Below are 25,565 nucleotides of genomic sequence, written 5' to 3' on the forward strand. Positions count from 1 at the left end.
ACGCCCGGAAAAAACCGGGCGTTTCGGGATCAGAACGGCACTGGAGGTCCTCGTCCGATCGGATTGTTAGCCCCCTGCCGAAACCATGCCGGTGCGCACCTGTTTACGCAGTTCATCGATGGGCTTCAGAACGCCGCCATCATCGAAGTGCCAGAACATCCAGCCATTGCAGGCATCCAGACCTTGCACTTTCGCGCCCATGCGATGGATGGACCCGGCGTCACCGCCCGATGTCACCGTCCCATCGGCCCGAACAATCGCCGCATGACGCTTACGGGCATCGCTCAATATCGCTCCGGGCTTCAACATCCCGGATTCGATGATACTGCCAAAGGCAACGCGCGGTTCCGCGCGCTTGCCGGTCATGACAGTGAGTTCGGCTCCGGCTAATGGCTCCACCGAAGCGATGCGAGCCGTCGCAGCATCGATGTATTTCTGCTCGCGCTCGATGCCGACGAAATGGCGTCCAAGCCGCTTTGCAACCGCGCCCGTGGTTCCCGATCCAAAGAAGGGATCGAGAATGACATCGCCTGGTTTCGACGAAGCCATGAGAATACGGGCCAGCAAGGCTTCCGGTTTTTGGGTCGGGTGTATCTTGTCGCCATTCTCATCTTTCAGACGCTCCGCACCGGTGCAAATGGGAAAGAGCCAATCCGACCGCATCTGCAGATCATCATTTGCGGCCTTCATCGCCTCATAGTTGAATGTGTACCCCTTTGATTTTTGATCGCGCGACGCCCATATCATCGTTTCGTGGGCATTCTGGAAACGGCGCCCACGAAAGTTTGGCATGGGATTGTTCTTGCGCCAGATGATATCGTTGAGCATCCAGAATCCGAGATCCTGCATGGTTGCGCCGACCCTGAAGATGTTGTGATAGGAGCCGATGACCCAGATCGTGCCATTAGGCTTCAAGACACGCCGGCAAGCCAAAAGCCAGGCCCGGGTAAAGGCATCATAGGCCTGGAAGCTTTCAAACTGATCCCAATGATCGTTGACGGCGTCGACCTTGGACTGATCCGGGCGATGCAAGTCACCGTCGAGTTGAAGATTGTAGGGAGGGTCAGCGAAAATGATGTCGATCGAATGATCGGGCAGACGATTGAGGGCGGCAACGCAGTCGCCTTTCAGAATGGTGTCAAGCCAGTGGGATTGCGGCGCTGCCTGAGGCAGTTCATTCACGAGACGGACAACAGACATGTGATACTCGATTACTGGAGACGCTTTTACTAATCGGTATGGTTACCGCGCAGGGTAAATATCGCGTTAAGAGCGGCTGAAATCGATCATCGCTCGCAGCCTGCTTTTCTTTGACGCGGCGGTAATAAGCGTGTAGTCGATGTCGGTAATCCCCCCAATTGACCCATGGCTGCAGCGATTGCGGCGTTTTTTTCACGAACAGGTAGATGTAATGGAACCACAGCTCATAATCTTCGACTGCGACGGCGTGCTCGTCGATTCAGAAATTCTGGCGGCCGAAGTCGAATCGCAGCTGTTGACGCAATCCGGCTATCCGATTGAGCCCGAGGCTATCGCGGAACGTTTTGCCGGACTCACCTGGACCGATATCCTGCTTCAGGTCGAGAAGGAATCGGGTATCCCGATTTCGGCGTCCCTGATCGAAGAATCGGCGCGGCAGATGGATCACAAATTGCGCAACGAACTCAATGTCATCGAGGGCGCCGAACAGGTGATCGCGGCATTGAAATATCCGAAATGCGTCGCCTCCAATTCGATCAGCTCGTCGTTGAAGATGATGCTTGAGCAAAGCACACTTTACGATCTCTTTGCCCCGCATATCTTCTCAGCTCGAGAGGTCGGTACGCAGAAGCCGAAGCCGGATCCAAACGTGTTTTTGTTCGCGGCAAAACAGTTCAATGTCGATCCATCGCGCGCCATCGTGATCGAAGACTCGAGCCATGGCGTTCACGCGGCAAAGACCGCCGGCATGCGCGTGGTCGGCTTTACCGGCGGCGCCCATACCTATCCCGGCCATGCCGACAAACTAACCGATGCGGGTGCGGAAACGGTAATCAGCCGGCATCGTGACCTGCCAGCTGTGCTTGAAGCCATGGCAGTTTGGTCTGAAGCGGTTTAAGCTCAAGGAAGGCTGGCTCAGGCCAGCCTTCCTCCGTCACTGCGTCTTCTGTTTTGCCTTCGTACCGCTGCTTTCCGGACCTTCATCAAAGCCGATGAAGATTTGAATATTCTGCGACGTCGGCTTCGGGAAAGTCACATTCGGATCGTTGAAAACAAACTGCGTTGCAGCGGAGCTATCTGTCGCCGACACCGCTTGCTTGTGCAGTTTCGAGTAGAGAACATTCGTTCCCTGAACGACAGCCACGCGGATTGGCACTGTGACCGTCCCGGGGGAGAATTTGGCACCGGGCACAATCTTGCCAGCAATCGCAACATTCATTGTCATTGTGGTATCGCCCGGCTGGCAGGACCGCGTTTCGTTGGCAATAGAAGCCTGATAAATCAGGTTATCCGGCGTTTTATCCGAGGACTTTCCGTAGTTCGTCAGTACCGCCGTACCTTCGCGGATCGTGACTGTGGGGCAGAAGGCGCGCAATTCGGATTCCGAGATACGCTTCTGTGCTTCTGCTGTCGCTTGGGCCTTTGGACTGTTCGGATCTTCCGTTTTTGTGCCGCTGGTGGAGCACCCGCTAAGTCCAACAGCAAAAACCATTGCACAAATTGGGGCGCAAAGTTGATAGAAGGGCAAAGCTTTTTGTGTTTCTGACTTCATGAACTGAACTTTCCTCGAAGAACGAACCTTGACGAACGAGCGTGATCTATACCAACGGTAAGGAAATTTTGCGACGGGGCTTTTGCGGCTTTTTGGCAAGGTGGCGTTTGCATCGATAGGCAGGATACAAAGGGCGATTGAAATGGAATATTTAAGTACCCGTGGTGAAGCCCCTGTTTTAGGCTTTTCCGATGCGCTTCTGGCTGGTCTTGCCCGAGATGGCGGCTTGTATCTTCCAAAAGAATTTCCACAGTTTTCCGCCAGCGATATTCGAGCGTTGCGTGGCAAGACCTACGCGGAAGTAGCCATTCATGTGCTGACCCCTTTTGTGGCGGGCGATATCGATCAGGCCGACTTCGAACGCATGGTGCATGAAGCCTACGGTACATTCCGCCATGAGGCCGTTTGTCCTCTTGTCCAGACAAGGCACAACGAATTCATTCTCGAACTGTTCCACGGCCCGACGCTCGCTTTCAAGGATGTGGCCATGCAGCTGTTGGCACGGTTGATGGATCACATCCTGACAAAGCGAAACGAGCGCGCGACGATCGTTGGCGCCACATCAGGCGATACCGGCGGCGCTGCTATCGAGGCATTCGCCAACCGCGACCGCACCGACATCTTCATCCTGTTCCCTCACAACCGTGTTTCTCCAGTGCAACAGCGGCAGATGACGACATCGGCTGCGTCTAATGTCCATGCGCTGGCCATCGAAGGCAATTTCGACGATTGCCAGTCCTTGGTCAAAGGCATGTTCAATGATTTGAATTTCCGTGATTCGTTGTCGCTTTCCGGAGTAAATTCAATCAACTGGGCGCGGATAATGCCGCAGATCGTTTACTACTTCACAGCGGCTCTTTCCCTTGGCAGTCCGGATCGCGCTGTTTCATTTACAGTGCCGACGGGCAATTTTGGCGACATTTTTGCAGGGTATGTTGCGAAGCGCATGGGCCTCCCGATCGATCGTCTGGTCATTGCAACCAACGATAACGATATCCTGACCCGCACCATCGAAACCGGGAAATACGAGACCCGGGGCGTATTGCATACGACTTCACCCTCAATGGACATTCAGGTCTCGTCGAATTTCGAACGGTTGTTGTTTGAAGCTCATGAACGGGATGCGGCATCGGTGCGCCGTCTTATGGATAGCCTGAAGCAGTCCGGCAGTTTTACGATCTCTGATCCGTCTCTCGCAAAAATCCGTGCTGAATTCGACGCCGGGCGCTCGGACAAGCTGGAAACGGCGAATACAATCAAGGACGTTCTGGGGCAGTCAGGCTATTTGCTTGATCCCCATTCAGCGATTGGTTTGAAGGTGGCCCGGGAGAAGATGACTTCCGGAACGGCGAGCGTCGTGCTTGCGACGGCTCATCCGGCTAAATTTCCCGATGCCGTGCAGGAGGCGAGTGGTATCCATCCGGACCTCCCGCTTTGGCTCGGCAACCTCATGCAACGAAAAGAACAATACACGGTACTTCCCAACGACCTAAAAAATGTGGAAGAGTATGTCAGCCGACATTCAAGAGCGGCGAGGTAAGGAGCATTGAATGGGCGTTGAAATCAGTCGCCTCTCCAACGGTCTGACGATTGCGACAGAGACAATGCCGCATGTGGAGAGTGTAGCCCTTGGCATCTGGGTCAAGGCAGGGTCACGGAACGAGGCGAGTAACCAGCACGGTATAGCCCATCTTCTCGAGCATATGGCATTCAAGGGAACTGAGAACCGTTCCGCATGGCAAATCGCCGCAGACATTGAAGATGTCGGCGGCGAAATCAATGCAGCCACCAGCGTCGAGACCACATCCTACTATGCACGCGTTTTGCGCGATGACATGCCGCTCGCGATCGATATTCTTGCCGATATCATGACCGGCTCCAAGTTCGACGCTGAAGAGCTCGAGCGCGAAAAAAACGTCGTCATGCAGGAAATCGGTGCCGCACACGACACGCCCGATGACGTCGTTTTTGACCGGTTTACCGAAGCTGCATTTCAACAACAGACGATCGGGCGGACCATTCTTGGAACACCCGAAACCGTCCAATCATTCTCATCGGCGGACCTTCGCCGTTATATGGATGAACAATACAGCGCCGAACGCATGGTCGTCGTAGCGGCCGGCGGTGTGAAGCACGACGAGTTTGTGCGCGAGGTCGAAAAGCGACTGGGTTCGTTCCGTTCGAAATCAACGGCGCCGGAACCGGATGCGTCGCATTATGTCGGCGGTGATTTCCGCGAACAGCGCGAATTGATGGATGCCCAGGTCGTCATCGGATTTGAAGGACGCGCCTACCACGTCCGTGACTTCTACGCTTCGCAACTGCTCGCCATGATCCTTGGCGGCGGCATGTCTTCCCGGCTGTTTCAAGAGGTGCGGGAGAAGCGCGGTCTTTGCTATTCGGTTTATGCGTTTCATTGGGGTTTCTCCGATACCGGTGTTTTCGGTATCCATGCCGCCACCGGGCGCAGCCATCTCAAAAAGCTGGTTCCCGTCATCATCAACGAATTACATGCAGCTGCTCAAAACATCAGCCAGGAAGAGTTGAACCGTGCGCGCGCGCAATATCGGGCCAGCCTTTTGATGTCACATGAAAGCGCAGCGAGCAGAGCGGGACAGATTGCCCGCCAAATGTTGCTCTACGGGCATCCCGTATCGACGGAAGAACTTGTTGACCGTCTGTCGAAAATCACGACGGAGCGTTTGACCGATCTTGCCGGGCGGCTGTTCCTCGACACGACGCCGACCATTGCCGCCGTTGGGCCGGTCGGATCGTTGATGAAATTTGCCGATGTTCGTCATGGACTGACGGCTCCAACGTCCAGTCCTCGAAAAATCGCGGTCTGACGGCAATCTAACGCCATGATCGCCCTGCCCTTCCTGAGAAGCGCCTCGCCGCCCATGCAGGGCGAGCGGCTCTACCTGCGCCCGCCGCAACTTTCCGATTATCGGGCGTGGGCAACTCTCCGTGCCCAGAGCCGTGAGTTCCTGGCGCCTTGGGAACCGCTTTGGGCGGTCGATGACTTGGAGCGGGGAGCATTCCGGCACAGGGTACGTCACTACGATGAGGAAGCCGCGGCCGGTACTGCTCATCCCTTCTTTCTGTTTCGCAATCCGGATTCACGACTTCTCGGCGGAATAACGCTCGGAAATATCAGACGGGGCGTCGGCCAGAACGGAATGATCGGCTACTGGATTGGCGAGCCTTTTGCGGGACAGGGTTATATGAGCGAGGCGCTCGATTTGCTTATACCCTATGCTTTCACCAAGGTAAGGTTGCACCGGTTGGAAGCGGCCTGTATTCCAAGCAATGAAAGATCGATCCGCCTTCTCGAAAAAGCCGGATTTCAGAGGGAAGGACTGCTACGTTCTTACCTCAAGATAAACGGTATGTGGCAAGATCATCTGCTCTTCTCGCTGATCGAAGACGATGGCCGACGCCAATTAAGATAAAGGTTTCATGCGTGGCATCATTGACTGGACATATGCTGAAAGGCTTATCGCGGATTTTTGTCCTCGTCTGTTTGATTTTGTCTGCACAGCCGGCCGCAAATGCTTTCGAAACAATCAAGATAACCAAGGAGAGCACCGCGCTCGATCTGTCCAAGGCCGTCGAAGTCTACAGGAACCAGGGCGAAAACTTTCAGGTTACCACGGCGCCAGGCACCGACGGCATCGTCAGACGTATCGAGGTTCCGGCCAACGACAAACGCTCTACCGGTGACTGGGCGGCTTTCTCACTCGCCAATCCCACTGATGAACAGATCGATCGCCTGATTGTCGCCCCGCATTTCCGCCTCGTGGGCTCGGGTTTCATCTGGCCGGACCTCGGCTCAACCCGGATCGTGGCCATCACACCCAGCGAAGGTTTTGCCCTCGACCGCCAGGCGAGCGAAGACGCGGATATCTTTCTGGTCACGCTCAACCCAGGGTCAGTAATTACGTTCGTAGCCGAACTCGCTTCACCCAACCTGCCACAGGTCTACGTCTGGGAACCCAACGCCTACAAGGATACGGTCAATTCCTACACGCTTTATCGCGGTATCCTCCTTGGCATTGCCGGTTTGCTTGCGCTGTTCCTGACCATCCTTTTTGTCGTCAAGGGAACATCGCTCTTTCCGGCGACTGCAGCTCTGGCTTGGGCGGTACTTGCCTATATCTGCGTGGATTTCGGATTCTGGAACAAGCTCATTGAAATAACGCCAGGCAATGAACAGATGTGGCGAGCGGGCACTGAGGTTGCGCTCGCGGCAACCCTGGTGATCTTCCTTTTCACCTATCTCAATCTTAACCGATGGCACGACAATTTCAGTTATGGCGCGCTGACTTGGATACTTGGCCTCGGTGTCGTTTCGGGCGTCGCCATCTTCGATCCGCCGATCGCTGCCGGCATCGCGCGTTTCTCATTTGCGCTAACGGTCATTTCGGGCACGGTGCTAATCGGGTTCTTCTCGTTCCGCAGCTATGACCGGGCGATCATGCTCATTCCGACCTGGATTTTGTTGCTTGTCTGGCTGATGGGCAGCTGGCTGACGGTCTCCGGAATTCTCGCGAACGATATCATTCAGCCTGCGCTGGCTGGCGGCCTCGTTCTCATCATTCTCTTGATCGGCTTCACTGTCATGCAGCACGCATTCTCGGGTGGCGCGTTGCAACAAGGCCTATTCTCCGACGTGGAAAGGCAAGCGCTTGCCATCATCGGATCCGGGGATATCGTCTGGGATTGGGACGTGCCCCGCGACCGCGTCGTCACGACGCCGGACCTTACCAACTTTCTTGGAGCATCAGCGAGTTCCCTGCATGGCGCTGTTCGCAACTGGCTGCCAACGCTCCATGCGGACGACCGCGACCGGTTCCGCACGACACTAGATGTCATTCTCGAAAACCGGCGCGGCCGCATTTCGCAGACATTCCGTCTGCGAGCGAATGATGGTCACTATTATTGGTATTCTTTAAAAGCGCGCCCGGTCATTGGTTCGGATGGAGAAATCGTGCGCTGCGTCGGGACGCTCATCGACGTAACCGAGCAAAAAAAGGCAGAGGAGCGCCTGCTGCACGACGCCGTCCACGATAACCTCACCGGCCTGCCCAATCGCGAATTGTTCCTCGACCGCCTGGGATCTGTCATCACGATGGCGCAGACCGAAAGCAAGATTCGCCCGACCGTGTTCATCATCGACATCGACCGGTTCAAGCAGGTCAATGACGGTCTCGGCATCTCAGCGGGCGATACATTCCTTCTGACTATTTCGCGGCGTTTGCATCGTCTGTTGCGGCCACAGGACACACTCAGCCGGCTCGCCGCGGATCAGTTCGGGCTGATCCTCGTGTCAGAAAGCGAACCGGCCAAAATTGCTGCCTTTGCCGAAGCTGTCAAACAGGCGATCCGCGCACCGATTGCATTCGCCAAGCGCGAAATCGTTCTTACCGCCTCACTGGGGCTAATCACCTGGACGAGTGGCAGTGCAGCATCGCCCGAAGACCTGATGAAGGATGCCGAGCTCGCCATGTTCCAGGCCAAGCGGTTTGGCGGCGATCGCATTGAGCCATTCCGCCCTGCCTTCCGCGCGGTGGGTAGTGACAGGCTGCAACTCGAATCCGATTTGCGCAGGGCGCTGGAAAGACGCGAAATCCATATTGCCTATCAGCCGATCGTCCGGCTCGAAGACAATAGCATCGCCGGTTTTGAAGCCCTGATGCGCTGGGATCATCCGCGCCGCGGCTCAATTCCGCCGTCAGAGTTCATTCCGATTGCCGAAAGCTCTGGCCTCATCGTCCAACTCGGACTCTTTGCCATGCAGAAGGCCGCGGAAGACCTGGTCAACTGGCAGCGCAGTCTTGGCGCTTCGCCACTTTTCGTCTCGGTCAATATTTCCAGCAGCCAGTTGATCCGCCAAGACCTGATCGACGATGTCAGGTCTGTCCTTTTGCAAACTCAGATCGAACCATCCAGCCTCAAACTCGAGCTGACAGAGTCGTTGATGATGGAAAACCCCGAGCGATCCGCCTATGTGCTTTCCAGCATCAAGGCGATGGGCGTCGGTGTATCGCTGGATGATTTTGGTACGGGTTATTCGTCGCTGTCTTATCTGACGACCTTCCCGTTTGACATGATCAAGATCGATCGATCATTCCTCAGGGCCGATCAGCCCCAGAAGGTCACGCTACTTCGCTCCATGATCAGCATGGCACATGATCTCGGCCTCTCCGTCGTCACGGAAGGCATTGAGAATGAAAGCGACGCGCTGCAATTGCGACAGATGGGCTGCGAGTATGCGCAGAGCTTCATGTTCAGCCCACCGCTGACCTTGGACGTCGCGACCAAGCTGCTGCGGGAACAATTCCAACAATCAAAAGCTTCGTAGGATAGTTGGAATATCAGGCGTGGCCGGCGACGGTTGCCAGCCGAGACGGGTCGACACCCATATAGGCGAGAATGCGATCGTATTTGCTGTCGATATCCGTATCGAACAGCATTTCATGCGGTGCCTGGCACGTGAGCCAGCCGTTATTGGCAATCTCGTTCTCAAGCTGGCCGGAGGCCCAGCCGGAATATCCAAGAGTCATCAGCGCCTTGCGTGGGCCGCGTCCACCGGAGATGGCGCGCAGAATATCGACAGTACCCGTGAGGCAGATTTCCTCGGCAACCGGCATCGTCGATTCAGTAAGATAGTCGTCAGAGTGCAGAACGAAACCGCGGCGCACTTCAACGGGCCCGCCATTACGCACGAGAAAATCGCGTGTCGTCTCTGGCATCATGATCGCCTGTTGTTCGTCCAGTACACCGAGCTGAACGAGAATATCCGCAAACTCCATATCCTGGACACGGTTGATAATCAGGCCCATCGCACCTTTTTCAGAATGTGCACAAACATAGATGACTGAACGTGCAAATCGGCTGTCTTCCATTCCCGGCATGGCGAGAAGGAACTGTCCATTCAGAAAACCGGTTTCTTTGTTGGCGTCTCTGAAAATCTCCATAAGAATAAAGGTATCAAGGATTTTGCAAATGACAACGGCCTTAGGTAACGAATTGTAACCGAGGCTCGGAGGGCGCCTGTAAAATCGGATATCACTTCGTTGCTCACACAGAAATGATGAACCAAATCAGCGTGATCCTTGATAGAGCCCAAAAGGCCTGCAATGGTCAAAAAATGAAATCAAAATTCTATCTTCTTGTCGCCATGCTGGTCTTGGCAAATCCGGCATTTGCGGCCAATTCCGATTGGACGAAAACCCCCGGTGGCAGCGTCCGGCTGATCATCGACACCCCGACACAGCCGACGACTGAAATCCGCGGTGCACTCCAAATCAATCTCGATCCGGGTTGGAAGACCTATTGGAAAGAACCAGGCGATGCGGGTGTCCCGCCGGAACTGGACCTTACGGAAAGCAGCAACATCAAAAGCTATTCGATCTCGTTTCCTACCCCGCATCGATTCGAGGATGGCGGCACACATTGGGCCGGGTACAAGAGACCGGTCGCGCTGCCAGTGACGTTGACTCTCATTGATCCGGCCAAACCGGTGCACGTGAAAGGTCATGCGTTTCTCGGTATCTGCGAGACGATCTGTATCCCCGTCACAGCGCAATTCGATATCTCGATCCATGGAACTGCTTCCGATCCATTGACAAAGACCATCATCGACAATGCGTTCTCGCAGTTGCCGCAAGAGGCTTCTGCAACATTTGGCGCAACGTCCGCGATGCGAAAGGACGATCGAGTCAGGATCACCGTCAGCCTTCCCGACGAGTATCCGGAGCCCGATATTTTTGTTGCGGGTGATGGCGCTGTCACGTTCGGTATGTCCAAGCTGAAGGGCCGAGAAGCAAAACGTGCCGTATTCTCCGCGCCTATCGTTGCCGGAAAGGATAAAAAGCCAATCCAGCTACACTATACACTGGTGCAAGGTGACAAGGCGGTATCCGGATCGATTGACGTGCAGGAATAGGCGTCAAAATCCTCGACTTTTCAGCTTCCCCGTCCTATCTGCGTTGAGTTGGAAATCTTCATTCCCCAAGGAGCCCATTCATGACGATCAAGGTAGGCGAGCGTTTGCCGGACGCTGTATTCAAGACGAAAACCGATGAGGGTGTCATCGAAGTGCTGTCCGACACATTGTTCAAAGGCAAGAAAGTTGTGCTGTTTGCAGTGCCAGGCGCGTTCACCCCGACATGCAGCATGAACCACTTGCCCGGTTACCTTGAAAACCGCGATGCAATCCTGGCCAAAGGTGCCGATTCCATTGTTGTTGTTGCAGTCAATGACCCGCACGTGATGGGTGCCTGGGCCAAGGCAACCAATGGCGAGGGCAAAATTACATATCTCTCGGATGGGAATGCCACGTTCACAAAGGCAATCGGTCTCGACATTGATCTGGCTGCTGTAAGCATGGGTGTGCGATCCAAGCGATATTCAATGCTCGTGGAAGATGGCGTTGTGAAACAACTCAATGTCGAAACCACGCCTGGCCAGGCAGTAACATCGAGCGCAGCTACTATTCTTGAGCAGCTCTGAAATAACCGAAGAAACAGAAGGCCGGCGGGCCGGCCTTCTCAACGGTGGGATTATGGCTTCCGCTTGAACGGCGCCATTCCGGCCCTGGCCAGTTCGTCAGCGCGTTCGTTTTCAGGATGACCTGCGTGCCCCTTGACCCAATGCCATACAACCTTGTGCCGCTTGCGCGCTTCATCCAAAGCCTGCCAGAGCTCAGCATTTTTTACGGGCTTCTTTGCCGCCGTCTTCCAGCCATTTCGCTTCCAGCCTTCGATCCAGCCGGAGATACCATCCCGGACGTAGACTGAATCCGTATAGAGATCGACCTGGCATGGCTCCTTGAGGGCATTCAGCGCCGAGATCGCCGCCATTAATTCCATACGGTTGTTCGTCGTATCAGCCTCTCCGCCGGAGAGCTCTTTTTCATTGCCGTTCCAGCGCAAGACAACGCCCCAGCCGCCGGGCCCGGGATTGCCTGAGCATGCGCCATCGGTGAATGCCTGGATTTCCTTCACGTTTTCTGCCCTTCCAGGACGAGGCCGTACTCTACCGCCGACTGGATTTGCCGATGGAACCGCATCCGGCGAACATATTCCATCGGATCCTTCTTCACGACGAGACTGCCTTCTGGGGTGTTCAACCAGTCGTAGAGCCTCGTCAGCATGAAGCGCAATGCGGACCCCCGCGCAAGAATTGGCAAGCATGCCGCCTCGTCTACAGACAATGGCCGGACGGTGCTATAGCCGCGAAGCAAAGCCGTACCTTTTGTGAGGTTGAACGCGTGATCCTTCTCGAAACACCATGCATTCAGGCAAACGGCAACGTCATATGCAAGCAGGTCGGTGCAGGCGAAATAGAAATCGATCAGTCCCGAAAGCTTGCTTCCAAGGAAAAAGACATTGTCCGGAAACAGATCGGCGTGGATGACGCCATGGGGCAGATGCGACGGCCAGTTGGCTTCGAAGAACGCCAGGTCTGCCTCGGTTTCCTTGGCAAGTCCCGGCTCGACGCGGTCCGCACCCGATTTGGAGTTGTCCCACAATGGCCTCCAGCCGTCGACCGAGAGCGTGTTCCGGCGGCGCATGGGGAAATCCTCCCCTGCAACGTGCATGCGCGCCAGCGCCTCACCCACCGCGTAGCAATGCTGGACCGTCGGCCGGCGCATCCACATGCCTTCAAGGAATGTGACGATCGCGGCGGGACGGCCAGCCAACTCGCCAATACTCGAACCAGATTTCTGGTTTACCGGCAAAGGACAACTTATTCCCTTCCCGGCGAGATGGCGCATAAGCCCAAGAAAGAATGGCAGATCATTGCTGTTCACCCGCTTCTCATAGAGAGTCAGGATGAAGGAGCCGGTGCTGGTGTGCAGCAGGTAATTGGAATTCTCGACCCCCTCGGCGATGCCCTTGTAGGACAGCAACTCTCCAATGTCATAGTCCTTGAGGAAGTGCGCGAGGTCGATCTCATTGATGTCCGTATAGACAGCCATTTAGAGCTCTTTCCTGCCATATTGGCCGTATTCTGTTTCTTGGCTGGCGAGACAATCCGCGCGGATGGTGGCGAGGTCGATGTGGGACATCGGACGAAGCCGCCTGACAAAGCGGGTGTCCGTCAGCCGGAAACCCGAAGGGACGGGGCCTGTTGCGCCAATCCCGGCGCCAAGCCACTCGCCCGCACGCAAAGTGCAGGTCTTCGTGTCTTCGCTTGATATTGTCACAACATGCCTCCGTCAGAATAGGTCAATATGGCCGGAAAGAGCTCTCAGTGGCTTCCGTTGACGAAGGCCATGTCGTCACTTGTCAGTTTCATATCGCGCAGGTCACGCATGACATGGAAGTTCTCGGTCTCAATTGTTGTTTCAGCGAGGTCAATGGTCACGAAATAACGCTCCGAAAAGGACTGAATAATTTCATCAACAATGATCTCCGGAGCTGAAGCACCCGCCGAGAGCCCAACGACTGAGATATCGCCAATCTGCGTCCAGTCGATGTCCGAAGCGCGTTGGACCAGCAGCGACTGCGCGGCGCCAGATCGCTCAGCCACTTCCACAAGTCGCTTGGAATTGGAGGAGTTGGGAGCACCGACAACAAGGAACAAGTCGCAACCGGGCGCTGCCGACTTCACCGCATCCTGACGGTTCGTGGTGGCGTAACAAATGGATTCGGCGGCAGGTGCCGTAAGCTCAGGAAACCGGCGTTGCAAAGTCGCGATGATCCCTGCCGTGTCATCCACGGAAAGGGTGGTCTGCGTCACGAAGCCGAGATTGTCAGGATCTTGCGGTGAGTAGGTTTCCGCGTCCTCAATGGTTTCGATCAGAGTAACAGCGCCTTCGGGCAGTTGGCCCATCGTCCCTATGACCTCTGGATGACCCGAGTGACCGACGAGGATGACGTGGCGCCCAAGCCGTTGATGACGCATGGCCTGTTTGTGCACCTTGGACACGAGCGGGCATGTTGCATCGAGATAGAACAGGTTCTTGCTCTCCGCATCGGCAGGTACTGATTTCGGCACTCCATGGGCAGAGAAGACGACCGGCTGGTTGCGGTGCTCTGCCGGGATTTCGTTCAATTCCTCGACGAACACCGCTCCGCGCGATTGCAGCCCCTCGACGACATAGCGATTGTGCACGATCTCGTGGCGCACATAGACCGGTGCGCCATATTTCTTCAGCGCCAGAACGACGATTTGAATGGCGCGATCCACACCGGCGCAGAACCCGCGCGGTCCGCACAGGCGGATTGTCAGTGGTTTCTTCTCAGCCATGGTGTTCTATCTCGCAGAAGCATTGAAATGTGTCTTGGAATTGGGCGGCAATCAGCGTGAAGTCAAGTCTGAAGACTCCGATTGACCGACTTCCGGTTCTCCATCGCTAGGGAATTTATACCGCCGCCGGAGCCACACTCCAATAATTGCGACCAAGGTTGCAGCCAATCCATACCATGTGAGCGCATATTGAAGATGACTGTTCGGCAGATCGATGATCGTCACGCCCCCAATCGGAAGTCCACCAGGGTTGGCAGCCTTGTCGGCATCAATGAAGAAAGGCACCAGCTTGTCTGGTTCAATGCCGGACTGGCCAGCCATCGTCGCCAGATCTTTCCAGTAGTAGGTATTCGTCGCAAGATCATTGTCTGGCACTATCGACGACGGTTTGGTGCTAAGCGGGTTGCGGGCAAGCCCGTTGATGGTCACCTCTCCTTCGATCTCACCTTCGGCACGCCTGCCCGGGTCCTTCTTGTCATAGGGGACAAAGCCTCTATTGACGAACACCGAGCGCCCATCGTTGAGCAGCAAAGGCGTATAGACATAGAATCCGGAGTAGCCGTCAAAGGTCGCGAAGTAGTGTCGTTCCCTGTCATTGAGCAGACGGCCAGTCGCCGTCACAGTCCGGTAATCGACGTCCTTCTGGTCGGCCCAGACTTTTTCCGTATCGGCAAGCGAAGCGGGAGCTGCATGGGTTCGAGCTTCAATTTCGGCGAGAAGACCTTCCTTCCAATACAGGCGTTCGACCTGCCATGTCCCGAGTGCGATCAGGATGGCGAAGACGATGGCGCCAATGATCAGAGTTATCCAGGGAAATCGATGGCGCCTTGCTGGCGTGGCAATATCAGTCATGGGCAGTTGGTCGATCGAGCCGTCCTTCGGAAGCCTTGTGCTTGTACTGGAGCGCGATCAGCACACCTTTCATCCAGCGTAGCGCGGCCAGGCAAAGTACCAGCGCTAACGGTATCCAAAGGATGAAATGCAGCCACAATGGAGGATCGAGTGTTACCTCCATCCAGAGTGCAAGACCGACAACGATGAAGCCGATCAAAAGCATCACCAGAACAGCCGGACCTTCACCGGTGTCGATGAAGGAATAATCAAGCCCGCAGCTCGAACACCGTTCGGCTGGCTTCAGGAAACCGTCAAACAATTTGCCTTGCCCGCAACGGGGGCATCGTGCCTTCACACCCGCAGTGATTGGGTCCACCGGGGGATATAGGGCTGTGTCTTCATTCATTGGCTATGCACTCAAGGGTTAATCTCGATCGGCGTTCCATCCTGAACGAGCGTCCAGATTTCATCCATCTCCTGATTTGTGACGGCAATGCAACCATCTGTCCAGTCGATAAGTTGAAGCACCCAACCCCACCATCCATAGCCATTGGCAGCGCCGTGAATCATGATCGCGCCGCCCGGCGGAACTCCTATGGATTTTGCCGCAGCGCTGTCTTGAGCGTTCGGATAGGAAATGTGGATTGACTTATGAGCAATGCTATTGGGGTTGCGCCAGTCGAGAGCGTAGCGGCCTTCCGGCGTACGTTCATCCCCTTGCCAGCGCTTGTGGCCAATGGGCCGCGCACCGAGGGCAATCTTGTATTCCCTGACGAGCGTTTCCCCTGACAGAAGTTGCATCCTGCGCTCGGACTTCTGAACGCGTACCAGATCAATATTTATATTCGCGGCAGGGGGCGGCGCCGGGAAAAGCGACGCGAGGATTAGCGAGGCGGAAATAATCACATTCAAATTGAACATCGCCAATCGAAACGCAGGATTGTCGTCAAAGCAAGAGGGCGGCCACGTTTCCATGACCGCCCTCCGGGATTTGCTTTGCGTTCAATTACTCGACGGCGATCGGGGCACCCCAACCAGCCCAGACGTAGATCGAGAAGAACAGGAACAGCCAGACCACGTCAACGAAGTGCCAGTACCACGCCGCAGCTTCAAACCCGAAATGCTTCTGCGGTGTGAAATCACCGCGGAGCGAACGAAGCAGGCATACCGCCAGGAAGATGGTACCAATGATAACGTGGAAGCCGTGGAAGCCCGTAGCCATGAAGAACGTCGCGCCATAGATCGAATCCTTGAACGCGAATGGCGCGTGCACGTACTCGTATCCCTGCACGAACGAGAACAGCAGGCCAAGCAGAACTGTCAGCGTCAGGCCGGTGATGAGGCCCTTGCGATCATTGTGGATCAAGGCGTGGTGCGCCCAGGTCACAGTCGTGCCCGAGAGCAACAGGATGATCGTGTTGTAAAGTGGAAAATGGAGAGGGTCGAGAACCTCGATACCCTTCGGAGGCCAGACTCCACCAGTAAAGGCGGTTCGGGCGACCTGTTGCACTTCTCCGGGGAAAAGACTTGCATCGAAAAATGCCCAGAACCAGGCAACGAAGAACATCACCTCGGAGGCAATAAACATGATCATTCCGTAGCGCAGGTGCAGGGAAACGACCCGCGTGTGATGGCCCTCCTTGCTTTCCTTGATCGTGTCTGACCACCAGCCGTACATCGTGTAGAGAATGATGACCAAGCCAATCGCGAATATCCACGGGCTGGTCAGATTCGCATTGAACAACACCAGCTCGCCGCCGCTGTTGTATCGCATGAAGGCTATGCCGCCGATTGCGAGAACAAACGCCCCAACCGAACCGAGAAACGGCCATGGGCTTGGATCGATAATGTGATAGTCGTGGTTCTTCTGGTGCGCTTCGGCCATTTTAACCCCCGCAAATTCTGTTCATCTGTTAGACAATGGCGTCAAGCCAATGCAAGTTCAAAGCTGTCCTGACGCATTCTTCTTTACATCGGCATTGGCAGCCACGGGTGCTGGCATCGCAATTGGGAAGAATGTGTAAGACAGGGTGATTGTGTTGACGCCTTTCAGTTCAGGCGCATTGACGATATCCGGGTCGACGAAGAATACGACCGGCATTTCAAGATCTTCGCCCGGCTTTAAAACCGTATCGGTGAAGCAGAAGCACTCGACTTTGTTGAAATAGGCGCCTGCGGCCTGTGGTGTCACATTGAATGACGCACGGCCAGCTGTTGGCTTATCCGTGATGTTCCGGGCTTCATATTTAATCAGCGTAGTCTCGCCAATGTTCATCGTCACGTCACGTTGAACGGGCTCAAAATGCCAGGGCATTCCACCGGATGTGTTGGCATCGAACCGGACAATGATCTTCTTGTCGAGGATTGTGTCCGACATCTGTTCGACGCGCTGGGTCGTGCCGCCGTAACCCGTGACCTGACAAAACATCGCGTAAAGCGGAACGGCGGCAAAGGCCATTCCAACCATGCCGAAGAAGAATGCCAGGCACGATATCGCAATCGTGCGATCGGAAAGCTTGCGCTTTTGAGGCGAAGGTTCGGCAGTACTCTTATTGCTGTTCTCGTCCATCCCGGTATCCGTATCCATCACATCGGCCGGCTGAGGATATTAGCGCCGAGCTTCGCCCAGGTACCGACGTATACGATGACAACAAACGCGGCCAAGGCCACTGCGAGCGCGATCGAGCGGCTGCGCTGCGCCCTTCTTTGTTTGTCGGTAAGTGTCACGCGATCATTGCTCATATCAAGCACCTGCTACCAAAAGTGCTTTACGCACGAGAATTTCGCCGAGAAGCACGGCATATAGACTGAAGAGATAGAAAATCGAGAACGCGAACATCTTCTTGGCCGGTCTCATCATCGCTTCGCCAACGGGCGAGCGCCATACCGACCAGGCATAGCCCAGGAAAGCCGCGCCCATCGCGATCGAAAATACGCCATATACCGGCCCGGCGAAGCCCATCACCCACGGCAGAACAGCTACCGGAGCGACCAGGAGGGTATAAAGGAAAATCTGGAACTTCGTCGATGCTTCGCCCATGACATTCGGCATCATCGGAATTTTGGCTTTTTCGTAATCATCCGACATGAACAGCGACAGGGCCCAGAAATGGGGCGGCGTCCACAGAAAGATGATCATGAAGAGAACGATGCTCTCCATGCTGATCGAATTGGTCACGGCAACCCATCCAATCATGGGCGGGAATGCACCTGCAGCGCCGCCAATAACAATGTTCTGGGGCGTCGAGCGCTTCAGCCACATTGTGTAGACAACAGCATAGAAGAATATGGTGAATGCCAGCAGGAAAGCCGATAGGAGATTGACGAAAAGACCCAGCGTCACAACCGAGAAGACGGAAAGCAAAAGCCCGAACGTCAGGACCTCTTCGCGAGAGATACGCCCTGCAGGGATCGGCCGCTTGGCGGTGCGCTTCATGATGGCATCGATATCCGCATCGTACCACATGTTGAGGGCACCGGACGCCCCTGCACCGACGGCAATACAGAGAATGGCGATCGCAGCCAGAACCGGATTGATCTGGCCCGGGGCGGCCATCAGACCGACAAAACCCGTGAACACGACGAGCGACATCACACGAGGCTTGAGCAGCGCGATATAATCCGATGCGTTGGCTTCGGAGAGGCCAATGCTCGTATCCAGACTCGCGTTTTTCTCAATCAGTGGCATTAGTTCATTCTTGTCGTTTTCAGGTAGCAACTTCGTCTTGGGGGATGTCCGGGCCACTGGTTCCAACGGTCCGGACATCGTTCTGCTTACTTGATGCGCGGGAGCTGTTCCCACTGATGGAAGGGCGGCGGTGATGAAAGCTGCCATTCCAGCGTGGTTGCACCGGCGCCCCAGGGATTGGCACCAGCTTCGCGCTTCTTGGCGAATGCTTCAAAGACGCCGAACAGGAAGATCAGCACCGCAACACCGGAAATATAGGACCCGATGGACGATACTTCGTTCCAGCCTGCAAACGCATCCGGATAGTCGATGTAACGGCGCGGCATGCCTGCGAGACCAAGGAAGTGCTGCGGGAAGAACACCAGATTGACGCCGACGAACATGACCCAGAAATGCGTGTGCGCAATCGTGTGGTTGTACATGTAGCCGGTCATCTTCGGGAACCAGTAGTACCAGCCTGCGAAGATGCCAAACACGGCGCCAAGCGACAGCACGTAATGGAAGTGCGCGATAACATAATAGGTATCATGCATTGCGCGGTCGAGACCGGCATTGGCGAGCTGAACACCTGTCACACCACCAACCGTGAACAGGAAGATGAAGCCGATCGCCCAGACCATAGGCGGCTTGAACTCAATCGAACCACCCCACATCGTGGCGATCCAAGAGAAGATTTTCACGCCGGTCGGAACAGCAATGACCATCGTCGCGAAGACGAAATAGCGCTGTGTGTCGAGGGACAGACCAACGGTGTACATGTGGTGGGCCCAGACGATGAACCCCACCACGCCGATTGCGACCATGGCGTAAGCCATTCCGAGGTAGCCGAAAATCGGCTTCCTGGAGAAGGTAGATACGATGTGGCTGATAATGCCGAAGGCCGGCAGGATCATGATGTACACTTCAGGGTGACCGAAGAACCAGAACAAATGCTGGAACAGCAGCGGATCACCACCACCCTCGGGGGCGAAGAATGTTGTGCCGAAGTTACGGTCGGTCAAAAGCATTGTGATACCGCCAGCCAGAACAGGCAGAGCCAGCAACAGCAGGAATGCGGTGATCAGCACTGACCAGGCAAACAGCGGCATCTTGTGCAGCGTCATGCCCGGAGCGCGCATGTTGAAGATCGTCGTGATGAAGTTGATCGCACCAAGGATCGACGACGCACCGGCAATGTGCAGCGACAGGATCGCAAAATCCATCGCCGGGCCGGGCTGGCCGGACGTTGCCAGTGGCGGATAGATCGTCCAGCCACCGCCGGTACCAAAACCGCCGGCAGGCCCAGGTACGAACATTGACAGAACGAGCAACAACAGAGCCGGCGGAAGCAGCCAGAACGAAATGTTGTTCATGCGCGGGAAAGCCATATCCGGCGCACCGATCATGATCGGCACCATCCAGTTGGCGAAACCACCGATCAATGCCGGCATGACCATGAAGAAGATCATGATGAGGCCGTGGGCCGTCGAGAAAACATTGTACATGTGCTTGGCGGCATCAACGGCGGCATCGCCTTCGAAACCGTACACCATCGACGCCAGGCCATGGAAAATCTGAATACCGGGCTGCTGCAGCTCGGCGCGCATGGCGATCGAAAGGCAACCACCGATAATGCCAGCAACGATCGCGAAGATCAGATACAGCGTACCGATGTCCTTGTGGTTGGTCGAATTGACCCAGCGCGTCCAGCCTGTCGGCTTATGAGCGTCATGGGCTTCGTGAGCTGCAGAACCTGCCATCAAAGTGCTCCCGTTCCTAAATATTCACGCAAGCCAGCTTAGTTGCCGGCAACGTTTACGTTCTTGTCTGTGTCGATTTTCGCGGTCAGCGCCTTGTAAGCACCCGGGAGATCCTTCCCGGCGGCGGCAAACCACGTGTCGTATTGTTCCTGCGAGACGACATGGATCGCGATAGGCATGTAGGCATGATCCTTGCCGCAGATCTGCGAGCACTGACCATAGTACATGCCTTCCTTGTCGGCCTTGAACCACGTTTCATTGCTCCGACCGGTGATGGCATCCATCTTCACGCCGAAAGCCGGCATCGAGAAGGAATGAATGACGTCTGCTCCGGTGACCAGAAGGCGAACCGTGGTGTTTACCGGCACGACCATTTCGTTGTCGACCGCCAACAAGCGCGGAAAGGCCTTGCGATCCTCTTTGCCCAAGGCAGCGCGGTCCGCGTCCTTCAGCAATACCGAATCGAACGAAACAGGAGCGTCGCCAACCTGGTATTCATAGCCCCAATACCACTGATAACCGGTAGCCTTGATGGTCATCTTGGGTTCTTCCGGCGAATACTGAGCCGTCAGCAACTGGAAAGAGGGAATTGCGAGGAAGAGAAGAATTACGACCGGACCGACCGTCCAGACAATTTCCACGGCCGTGTTGTGACTGGTCTTGGACGGTACGGGATTGGCACTGGCACGATAGCGAATCATGACCCAGGCCAGAAGGACCATCACGAAAAGCGTAATCGGGATGATGAACCAAAGTGTGTAACGTTCAAACCAGATGATCTGCTCCATGATGGCAGAAGCTGCTGGCTGAAACGTCATCTGCCATGGTTCAGGTTGCGCTGCATATGCAGTTCCGGCACTCAACAGGCCACTCAGGACACCCATCAGCGTGACAATATTCTTCTTCACCTAGAAATCTCCCGAATGAAGCTTGATTCCATACGTTAAGGCCGGGCGTGGACATGGCCCGGGTATATGCCGCGTTCAAACCACACATTAGCTTACATCGCAAGGAAGGCGAACGTGATCTCATGCGGCATTTTTGCGCGCAGCTTCTCTCTCCTCTGCGTTGGGTATATACAATGACGCATGTTTTTTTCGCATTCGCGGTGATTTTGCTGCATGAGGCGTGGGGTGGCTCACAATCCGGCCATTTTTGCATTACACCACACGACATTAGGCCGCCGTATGCTGGGGGAGTGTGTGAGCGGCATTCTTTTCATCTGCGGCGCGGAGGTTTAACGTCTGGATGATTCGTTTTGGAGCCTACATGTTCTCTTTCGCGCTACGTAGCATCGCTGTCGGCCTGCTAACCCTGTCGATGGGCACCCTTGCGGGTACATCAATGGCCGCCCAACAAAGCGGTACGGTCAAATCCACCCATGGCGCATGGTCTATTCTTTGCGATACGCCAGCGGGCGCAAAATCGGAACAATGCGCGCTGATCCAGAACGTCGTCGCCGCGGATCGGCCTGAAATGGGCCTGTCGGTCGTCGTCCTGAAAACCGCCGACAATAAAGCCAAGATCCTGCGTGTGCTGGCGCCGCTCGGAGTGCTCCTGCCAAATGGCCTCGGCCTGAATGTTGATGGCAAGGATATCGGCCGCGCCTATTTCGTTCGCTGTTTCGAGGATGGCTGCTATGCGGAAGTCATTCTCGAGGATCAACTTGTCCAGACCTTCAAGACCGGCAAGGCTGCGACCTTCATCGTCTTCCAGACGCCGGAAGAAGGCATCGGCATTCCCGTCGAACTCAACGGATTTGGCGAAGGTTTCGACGCCCTTCCCTGAGATTGCGGTTGTCGTGAGCCCATCGAAGGCTTACATCCGGTCATTGAACATTGAACCGGACCGATTGCCATGAAAAGCCTGATCGACAGTTTTGACACCCCTCGCGAAAAAATCCTCGACACCGTCAAGCAGAGTCTTGATGGCGCCGACGATGGCGAACTCTTCATCGAGTACCGGGAATCGGAAGGGCTGGCGTTTGACAACGGCCGGTTGAAGAACGGATCATTCAATCAGGATCAGGGATTTGGCCTCCGGGCAGTCGCAGGCGAAGCGGTTGGCTACGCCCATGCTGGCGAACTGTCCCTTGGCGCACTCAAGCGCGCCTCCGACGCCGCTTCAGCAGTCAGGACCGGTCACGCCGGAACATATACGGCCGCACCGCCCGGAACGAACCGCAGCATTTACAGTGACGAGAACCCGCTTGGTTCGCCAACATTCGAGGCGAAGGTAAAGCTGCTGCAAGAGATCGACGCATATCTGCGCGGCAAGGATCCGAAGGTGAGACAGGTTTCCGTTTCGCTCGCAGCGTCCTGGCAGCAGGTGGAGATCCTGCGCGCTGATGGTCATTTCGTTCGCGACGTTCGCCCGATGGTCCGCCTCAACGTCTCGGTCGTTGTGGGCGACGGCGACCGGCAGGAGAGCGGTACATATGGTGCGGGCGGGCGCAAGGGCTTCGGTGAGTTTATCGCCACCGACAAATGGCAATACGCCGCCGACGAGGCGCTGCGCCAGGCTTTGGTCAATCTGGAAGCTATTCCCGCGCCGGCCGGAACATTTGACGTCGTGCTGTCCAGCGGCTGGCCCGGTGTAATGCTGCACGAGGCGGTGGGACATGGGCTCGAGGGCGATTTCAACCGGAAGAAGACATCCGCATTTGCCGGGCTGCTCGGCCAGAAAGTCGCATCGAAAGGCGTGACCGTTGTCGATGACGGCACGATCACCGAGCGGCGCGGTTCACTCACTGTTGATGACGAGGGTATGCCGACCAACAAGACCGTGCTGATTGATGACGGTATTCTTGTCGGGTACATGCAGGATCGGCAAAATGCCCGCCTGATGGGGATGGATCCAACCGGAAATGGACGGCGCGAATCCTATGCGCATGCACCAATGCCGCGCATGACCAACACCTATATGCTTGGCGGCGACAAGACGCCGGAAGAAATCATCGCCTCGGTCAAAAAGGGCATCTATGCCGTTTCCTTCGGCGGCGGACAGGTGGATATCACATCCGGCAAATTCGTCTTCGGCTGCACCGAGGCCTACATGATCGAGAACGGCAAGCTTGGCGCACCAGTCAAGGGCGCCATGCTGATCGGAAACGGGCCGGACGCGATGCAGCGCATTTCCATGATCGGCAACGACCTGCAGCTTGATACGGGCATCGGCAATTGCGGCAAGGGTGGTCAATGGGTGCCGGTTGGCGTTGGCCAGCCGCATCTGCGCATGGATCAAATGACCGTGGGCGGAACAGCGGTCTGACCGCCTGACCCGCTACTTTTTGCTGAGCAAGGCCACAGCTTCGACATGCGACGACCAAAGAAACTGGTCGATTGGCACGACGCGGTCGATCTTATAGCCTCCTTTGACCAGAATGCTCAGGTCGCGTGCGAGCGTGACGGGATTGCAGGAAACCGCGGCAACCTTCGGCACCGACGACTTGGCTATTTCGATCGCCTGTCCCTCTGCCCCTGCCCGCGGCGGATCGAACACCAGACCGGTGAACGGGGTGAGTTCACGAGCAAGAAACGGCCGGCGGAAAAGATCGCGACGCTCGACTGTCACCGGTTTCAGACCCTGGACATGACGCACGCTGCGATCGAGCGCTGCGATAGCCGCTTGGTCGCCTTCGACGGCATGAACGGCCGATTTCTCTGCTATTCTCAACGCGAATGTGCCTGAGCCGCTGAACAGATCGAGCGTTTTCTTGGCTTTCGCCAGATGTCCCGTCACCAGTGCGGACATGGCTTGCTCCGCATCCGCGGTCGCCTGAAGAAATCCGCCAGCGGGAAGAAACACCGGTACCTTGCCGAAGTGAACCAGCGGTTTTCTTGGCTCGACGATGATCTCGCCTTCGAAACTCAGGCGGGCGAAATCTTTCTTGAGAACTAATGCGGTCAGCGCCTGGCGTTTGGCGGCATCCGGCGCCGCGCATCCCGACACCATGATGTCGAGGCCGGAAGCAGTGGCTGTCACAGTCAACCGGAACGGCTTCATGCCCCCGCTGACCACCGCAACCAGATCGCGCAAATCATCGAGGCGCAAGACGATCTCAGGAACTGTGATAGGACATTCCGAGATGTCGATGAGTTCGTGGCTCAAATGCCTGTTGAAGCCGAGCACTGCGCCGTGATCACTGGTGCGCACCGCAAATACCGCGCGTCGGCGAGTCTGCGGCGCGCACGGCACAAGGGTATCGAGGGCGAATGTGAGCCCCCTACCCGCCAAGGCATCATGAACGAGCGAGCGCTTCCAATTCCGATAGGCCTCTTCCTGCCAATGTTGCAGTGCGCAGCCACCACACTCCTCGAAATGCCGGCAGGCTGGTTCAATGCGTTCCGACGAAGGCTCAAGCAGAGCCATGAGTGTCGCACGACCATGTTCCAGTGCGACGTTGGCGACTTCGCCGGGCAACGAGAACGGCACATACGCCTGCCCTGCCGAAGTGGAAGCAATGCCATCGCCTCCAGCGCCCATTCGTTCAATCGTTACGCGCGTGCTCATCAATCTTTTCGTTTCAAACTATTCAAGCTCGCTGTTCAAGCTTTTACTTTCAGGCCGGCCAGAAGAAATTCGCGATTGCCATCGCCGCCTTCTATGGGCGAAGGGCAAACCCCAAGAGCGGTCCAGCCCGGCAATCCATCCAGCCAGTTCCTTAGATCATTTGCAACGCGTTCGCCATCCTTGGGATCGCGCAAAATGCCACCCTTGCCGATCGCTTCACGGCCCGCCTCGAATTGCGGCTTGACCAGCAGCACACAGCATGCCCCGGGCTCCGCCAGATCAAGTGCCGGCGGCAATGCCAGCTTGAGCGAAATGAAGCTGACGTCGGAGACGACGAGATCGACGGATTTGCCTCCCAGGTGATCGCGCAACAGATCCCGCGCATTCAGGTTCTCAAGATTGATGACGCGCGTATTGCCGCGCAAGCTATCGTGCAGCTGGTCATGGCCGACATCGACGGCAATGACGTGATCCGCACCTCTTTCCAGCAGAACCTGCGTGAATCCGCCAGTGGATGCGCCGATATCGAGGGCTGTGCATCCTTCCACATCGATGGCAAAATGGTCGAGGCCGGCAATTAGTTTCAACGCTGCGCGCGAGACATAGCTGCTGGCTGGATCATCCGCCTCGATTGCTGCATCCAGCGCAACTGTCATGCCCGGTTTGGTGACGAGCACACCATTGACTTGCACTGTACCACGTATGATGGCGTCGCGAGCCCGCGATCGGCTGGCGAATATCCCCTTATCAACCAGAAGCTGATCGAGCCGCATCAAAC

General features: G+C 56.0%; 27 protein-coding genes. 9 read left to right on the forward strand and 18 right to left on the reverse strand.

Annotated features, from left to right (window positions below; translation table 11 throughout):
• Positions 1-66 precede the first annotated feature (66 nt).
• Positions 67-1,200, reverse strand: a complete 1,134-nt coding sequence (locus CU102_RS00960) for a site-specific DNA-methyltransferase (protein WP_106709091.1) — start codon at positions 1,198-1,200, stop codon at positions 67-69.
• A 211-nt stretch (positions 1,201-1,411) separates the two neighbouring features.
• On the opposite strand from CU102_RS00960, the gene CU102_RS00965 reads away from it, so the two are divergent.
• Complete coding sequence (locus CU102_RS00965; RefSeq protein WP_106709092.1) at positions 1,412-2,098, forward strand: HAD family hydrolase; 687 nt, start codon at positions 1,412-1,414, stop codon at positions 2,096-2,098.
• Between the two features lie 36 nt (positions 2,099-2,134).
• On the opposite strand, the gene CU102_RS00970 is transcribed toward CU102_RS00965, so the two are convergent.
• A complete protein-coding gene (locus CU102_RS00970; RefSeq protein ID WP_425351502.1) occupies positions 2,135-2,752 on the reverse strand; it encodes a hypothetical protein in 618 nt (205 codons plus the stop codon).
• 142 nt (positions 2,753-2,894) lie between these two features.
• On the opposite strand from CU102_RS00970, the gene thrC reads away from it, so the two are divergent.
• The 4 genes from thrC to CU102_RS00990 are packed head-to-tail and all read left to right on the forward strand — an operon-like array spanning position 2,895 to position 9,116.
• On the forward strand, positions 2,895-4,292 hold the full coding sequence (thrC, locus tag CU102_RS00975; protein WP_106709094.1) for a threonine synthase: 1,398 nt from the start codon (positions 2,895-2,897) through the stop codon (positions 4,290-4,292).
• 10 nt (positions 4,293-4,302) lie between these two features.
• A complete protein-coding gene (locus tag CU102_RS00980; RefSeq protein WP_106709095.1) occupies positions 4,303-5,598 on the forward strand; it encodes a M16 family metallopeptidase in 1,296 nt (431 codons plus the stop codon).
• Positions 5,599-5,613: 15 nt separating this feature from the next.
• Entirely contained in the window at positions 5,614-6,204 is a 591-nt protein-coding gene (locus CU102_RS00985) for a GNAT family N-acetyltransferase (RefSeq protein WP_106709096.1), read from the forward strand.
• 20 nt (positions 6,205-6,224) lie between these two features.
• Positions 6,225-9,116 carry an EAL domain-containing protein gene (locus CU102_RS00990; protein WP_425351503.1) on the forward strand — a complete coding sequence of 964 codons (2,892 nt, stop codon included), beginning with the start codon at positions 6,225-6,227 and terminating at the stop codon, positions 9,114-9,116.
• A gap of 13 nt (positions 9,117-9,129) precedes the next feature.
• Here CU102_RS00990 and CU102_RS00995 read toward each other — a convergent pair whose 3' ends face one another.
• Positions 9,130-9,732: a YqgE/AlgH family protein gene (locus CU102_RS00995; protein WP_106709098.1), complete on the reverse strand. Its 603-nt coding sequence runs from the start codon at positions 9,730-9,732 to the stop codon at positions 9,130-9,132.
• A 173-nt stretch (positions 9,733-9,905) separates the two neighbouring features.
• On the opposite strand from CU102_RS00995, the gene CU102_RS01000 reads away from it, so the two are divergent.
• Entirely contained in the window at positions 9,906-10,703 is a 798-nt protein-coding gene (locus CU102_RS01000) for a protein-disulfide reductase DsbD domain-containing protein (protein WP_166648296.1), read from the forward strand.
• Positions 10,704-10,783: 80 nt separating this feature from the next.
• The gene (locus tag CU102_RS01005; RefSeq protein ID WP_106709100.1) at positions 10,784-11,269 is read left to right on the forward strand and encodes a peroxiredoxin; all 486 of its coding nucleotides are present in this window, start codon (positions 10,784-10,786) and stop codon (positions 11,267-11,269) included.
• Positions 11,270-11,319: 50 nt separating this feature from the next.
• On the opposite strand, the gene rnhA is transcribed toward CU102_RS01005, so the two are convergent.
• The 13 genes from rnhA to coxB form a co-directional block, all read right to left on the reverse strand.
• Complete coding sequence (gene rnhA / locus CU102_RS01010) at positions 11,320-11,763, reverse strand: ribonuclease HI (protein WP_106709101.1); 444 nt, start codon at positions 11,761-11,763, stop codon at positions 11,320-11,322.
• Complete coding sequence (locus CU102_RS01015; RefSeq protein WP_106709102.1) at positions 11,760-12,740, reverse strand: homoserine kinase; 981 nt, start codon at positions 12,738-12,740, stop codon at positions 11,760-11,762. Before CU102_RS01015 ends, rnhA begins: the two co-directional genes overlap by 4 nt.
• The gene (locus CU102_RS01020; protein WP_106709103.1) at positions 12,741-12,968 is read right to left on the reverse strand and encodes a hypothetical protein; all 228 of its coding nucleotides are present in this window, start codon (positions 12,966-12,968) and stop codon (positions 12,741-12,743) included.
• Between the two features lie 44 nt (positions 12,969-13,012).
• Positions 13,013-14,014: a 4-hydroxy-3-methylbut-2-enyl diphosphate reductase gene (gene ispH / locus CU102_RS01025; protein WP_106709104.1), complete on the reverse strand. Its 1,002-nt coding sequence runs from the start codon at positions 14,012-14,014 to the stop codon at positions 13,013-13,015.
• Positions 14,015-14,065: 51 nt separating this feature from the next.
• Positions 14,066-14,866: an SURF1 family protein gene (locus CU102_RS01030; protein ID WP_106709105.1), complete on the reverse strand. Its 801-nt coding sequence runs from the start codon at positions 14,864-14,866 to the stop codon at positions 14,066-14,068.
• Positions 14,859-15,254: a DUF983 domain-containing protein gene (locus CU102_RS01035; protein WP_106709106.1), complete on the reverse strand. Its 396-nt coding sequence runs from the start codon at positions 15,252-15,254 to the stop codon at positions 14,859-14,861. The genes CU102_RS01030 and CU102_RS01035 overlap by 8 nt, the downstream gene beginning before the upstream one ends.
• A gap of 11 nt (positions 15,255-15,265) precedes the next feature.
• Entirely contained in the window at positions 15,266-15,769 is a 504-nt protein-coding gene (locus tag CU102_RS01040) for a L,D-transpeptidase family protein (RefSeq protein ID WP_106709417.1), read from the reverse strand.
• Positions 15,770-15,854: 85 nt separating this feature from the next.
• Complete coding sequence (locus tag CU102_RS01045; RefSeq protein ID WP_106709107.1) at positions 15,855-16,733, reverse strand: cytochrome c oxidase subunit 3; 879 nt, start codon at positions 16,731-16,733, stop codon at positions 15,855-15,857.
• 57 nt (positions 16,734-16,790) lie between these two features.
• Positions 16,791-17,417: a cytochrome c oxidase assembly protein gene (locus CU102_RS01050; protein WP_106709418.1), complete on the reverse strand. Its 627-nt coding sequence runs from the start codon at positions 17,415-17,417 to the stop codon at positions 16,791-16,793.
• Between the two features lie 17 nt (positions 17,418-17,434).
• Positions 17,435-17,590, reverse strand: coding sequence for a hypothetical protein (locus tag CU102_RS29615; RefSeq protein ID WP_166648295.1), 156 nt, complete (start codon positions 17,588-17,590; stop codon positions 17,435-17,437).
• 1 nt (position 17,591) lies between these two features.
• Positions 17,592-18,536, reverse strand: coding sequence for a heme o synthase (cyoE, locus tag CU102_RS01055; protein ID WP_106709108.1), 945 nt, complete (start codon positions 18,534-18,536; stop codon positions 17,592-17,594).
• An 86-nt stretch (positions 18,537-18,622) separates the two neighbouring features.
• Positions 18,623-20,275 carry a cytochrome c oxidase subunit I gene (gene ctaD / locus CU102_RS01060; RefSeq protein ID WP_106709109.1) on the reverse strand — a complete coding sequence of 551 codons (1,653 nt, stop codon included), beginning with the start codon at positions 20,273-20,275 and terminating at the stop codon, positions 18,623-18,625.
• A gap of 38 nt (positions 20,276-20,313) precedes the next feature.
• Positions 20,314-21,159, reverse strand: a complete 846-nt coding sequence (coxB, locus tag CU102_RS01065) for a cytochrome c oxidase subunit II (protein WP_106709419.1) — start codon at positions 21,157-21,159, stop codon at positions 20,314-20,316.
• Positions 21,160-21,595: 436 nt separating this feature from the next.
• Here coxB and CU102_RS01070 point away from each other — a divergent pair, with 436 nt between their 5' ends.
• The gene (locus CU102_RS01070; protein ID WP_224493511.1) at positions 21,596-22,063 is read left to right on the forward strand and encodes an invasion associated locus B family protein; all 468 of its coding nucleotides are present in this window, start codon (positions 21,596-21,598) and stop codon (positions 22,061-22,063) included.
• A gap of 69 nt (positions 22,064-22,132) precedes the next feature.
• A complete protein-coding gene (gene tldD, locus CU102_RS01075) occupies positions 22,133-23,545 on the forward strand; it encodes a metalloprotease TldD (protein ID WP_106709111.1) in 1,413 nt (470 codons plus the stop codon).
• Between the two features lie 12 nt (positions 23,546-23,557).
• On the opposite strand, the gene CU102_RS01080 is transcribed toward tldD, so the two are convergent.
• Both CU102_RS01080 and CU102_RS01085 read right to left on the reverse strand, forming a co-directional pair.
• Entirely contained in the window at positions 23,558-24,787 is a 1,230-nt protein-coding gene (locus CU102_RS01080) for a class I SAM-dependent RNA methyltransferase (protein ID WP_106709112.1), read from the reverse strand.
• A gap of 35 nt (positions 24,788-24,822) precedes the next feature.
• The gene (locus CU102_RS01085; protein WP_106709113.1) at positions 24,823-25,560 is read right to left on the reverse strand and encodes a TlyA family RNA methyltransferase; all 738 of its coding nucleotides are present in this window, start codon (positions 25,558-25,560) and stop codon (positions 24,823-24,825) included.
• Positions 25,561-25,565: the final 5 nt, after the last annotated feature.

This window comes from Phyllobacterium brassicacearum (assembly GCF_003010955.1).
Classification (GTDB): domain Bacteria; phylum Pseudomonadota; class Alphaproteobacteria; order Rhizobiales; family Rhizobiaceae; genus Phyllobacterium; species Phyllobacterium brassicacearum.

Bases quoted from the DNA above. Each gene is read 5' to 3' on its own strand.
- ctaD (WP_106709109.1), bottom strand. From the start codon at position 20,275: ATGGCAGGTTCTGCAGCTCACGAAGCCCATGACGCTCATAAGCCGACA.
- CU102_RS01070 (WP_224493511.1), top strand. From the start codon at position 21,596: ATGGGCACCCTTGCGGGTACATCAATGGCCGCCCAACAAAGCGGTACG.
- coxB (WP_106709419.1), bottom strand. From the start codon at position 21,159: ATGGGTGTCCTGAGTGGCCTGTTGAGTGCCGGAACTGCATATGCAGCG.
- CU102_RS00960 (WP_106709091.1), bottom strand. From the start codon at position 1,200: ATGTCTGTTGTCCGTCTCGTGAATGAACTGCCTCAGGCAGCGCCGCAA.
- CU102_RS00985 (WP_106709096.1), top strand. From the start codon at position 5,614: ATGATCGCCCTGCCCTTCCTGAGAAGCGCCTCGCCGCCCATGCAGGGC.
- ispH (WP_106709104.1), bottom strand. From the start codon at position 14,014: ATGGCTGAGAAGAAACCACTGACAATCCGCCTGTGCGGACCGCGCGGG.
- CU102_RS01045 (WP_106709107.1), bottom strand. From the start codon at position 16,733: ATGGCCGAAGCGCACCAGAAGAACCACGACTATCACATTATCGATCCA.
- CU102_RS01035 (WP_106709106.1), bottom strand. From the start codon at position 15,254: ATGAATGAAGACACAGCCCTATATCCCCCGGTGGACCCAATCACTGCG.
- CU102_RS01030 (WP_106709105.1), bottom strand. From the start codon at position 14,866: ATGACTGATATTGCCACGCCAGCAAGGCGCCATCGATTTCCCTGGATA.
- tldD (WP_106709111.1), top strand. From the start codon at position 22,133: ATGAAAAGCCTGATCGACAGTTTTGACACCCCTCGCGAAAAAATCCTC.
- CU102_RS00970 (WP_425351502.1), bottom strand. From the start codon at position 2,752: ATGAAGTCAGAAACACAAAAAGCTTTGCCCTTCTATCAACTTTGCGCC.
- CU102_RS01085 (WP_106709113.1), bottom strand. From the start codon at position 25,560: ATGCGGCTCGATCAGCTTCTGGTTGATAAGGGGATATTCGCCAGCCGA.
- CU102_RS01040 (WP_106709417.1), bottom strand. From the start codon at position 15,769: ATGTTCAATTTGAATGTGATTATTTCCGCCTCGCTAATCCTCGCGTCG.
- CU102_RS29615 (WP_166648295.1), bottom strand. From the start codon at position 17,590: ATGAGCAATGATCGCGTGACACTTACCGACAAACAAAGAAGGGCGCAG.
- CU102_RS01005 (WP_106709100.1), top strand. From the start codon at position 10,784: ATGACGATCAAGGTAGGCGAGCGTTTGCCGGACGCTGTATTCAAGACG.
- CU102_RS00995 (WP_106709098.1), bottom strand. From the start codon at position 9,732: ATGGAGATTTTCAGAGACGCCAACAAAGAAACCGGTTTTCTGAATGGA.
- CU102_RS01015 (WP_106709102.1), bottom strand. From the start codon at position 12,740: ATGGCTGTCTATACGGACATCAATGAGATCGACCTCGCGCACTTCCTC.
- CU102_RS01000 (WP_166648296.1), top strand. From the start codon at position 9,906: ATGAAATCAAAATTCTATCTTCTTGTCGCCATGCTGGTCTTGGCAAAT.
- CU102_RS00980 (WP_106709095.1), top strand. From the start codon at position 4,303: ATGGGCGTTGAAATCAGTCGCCTCTCCAACGGTCTGACGATTGCGACA.
- cyoE (WP_106709108.1), bottom strand. From the start codon at position 18,536: ATGCCACTGATTGAGAAAAACGCGAGTCTGGATACGAGCATTGGCCTC.
- CU102_RS00965 (WP_106709092.1), top strand. From the start codon at position 1,412: ATGGAACCACAGCTCATAATCTTCGACTGCGACGGCGTGCTCGTCGAT.
- thrC (WP_106709094.1), top strand. From the start codon at position 2,895: ATGGAATATTTAAGTACCCGTGGTGAAGCCCCTGTTTTAGGCTTTTCC.
- CU102_RS01080 (WP_106709112.1), bottom strand. From the start codon at position 24,787: ATGAGCACGCGCGTAACGATTGAACGAATGGGCGCTGGAGGCGATGGC.
- CU102_RS01050 (WP_106709418.1), bottom strand. From the start codon at position 17,417: ATGGACGAGAACAGCAATAAGAGTACTGCCGAACCTTCGCCTCAAAAG.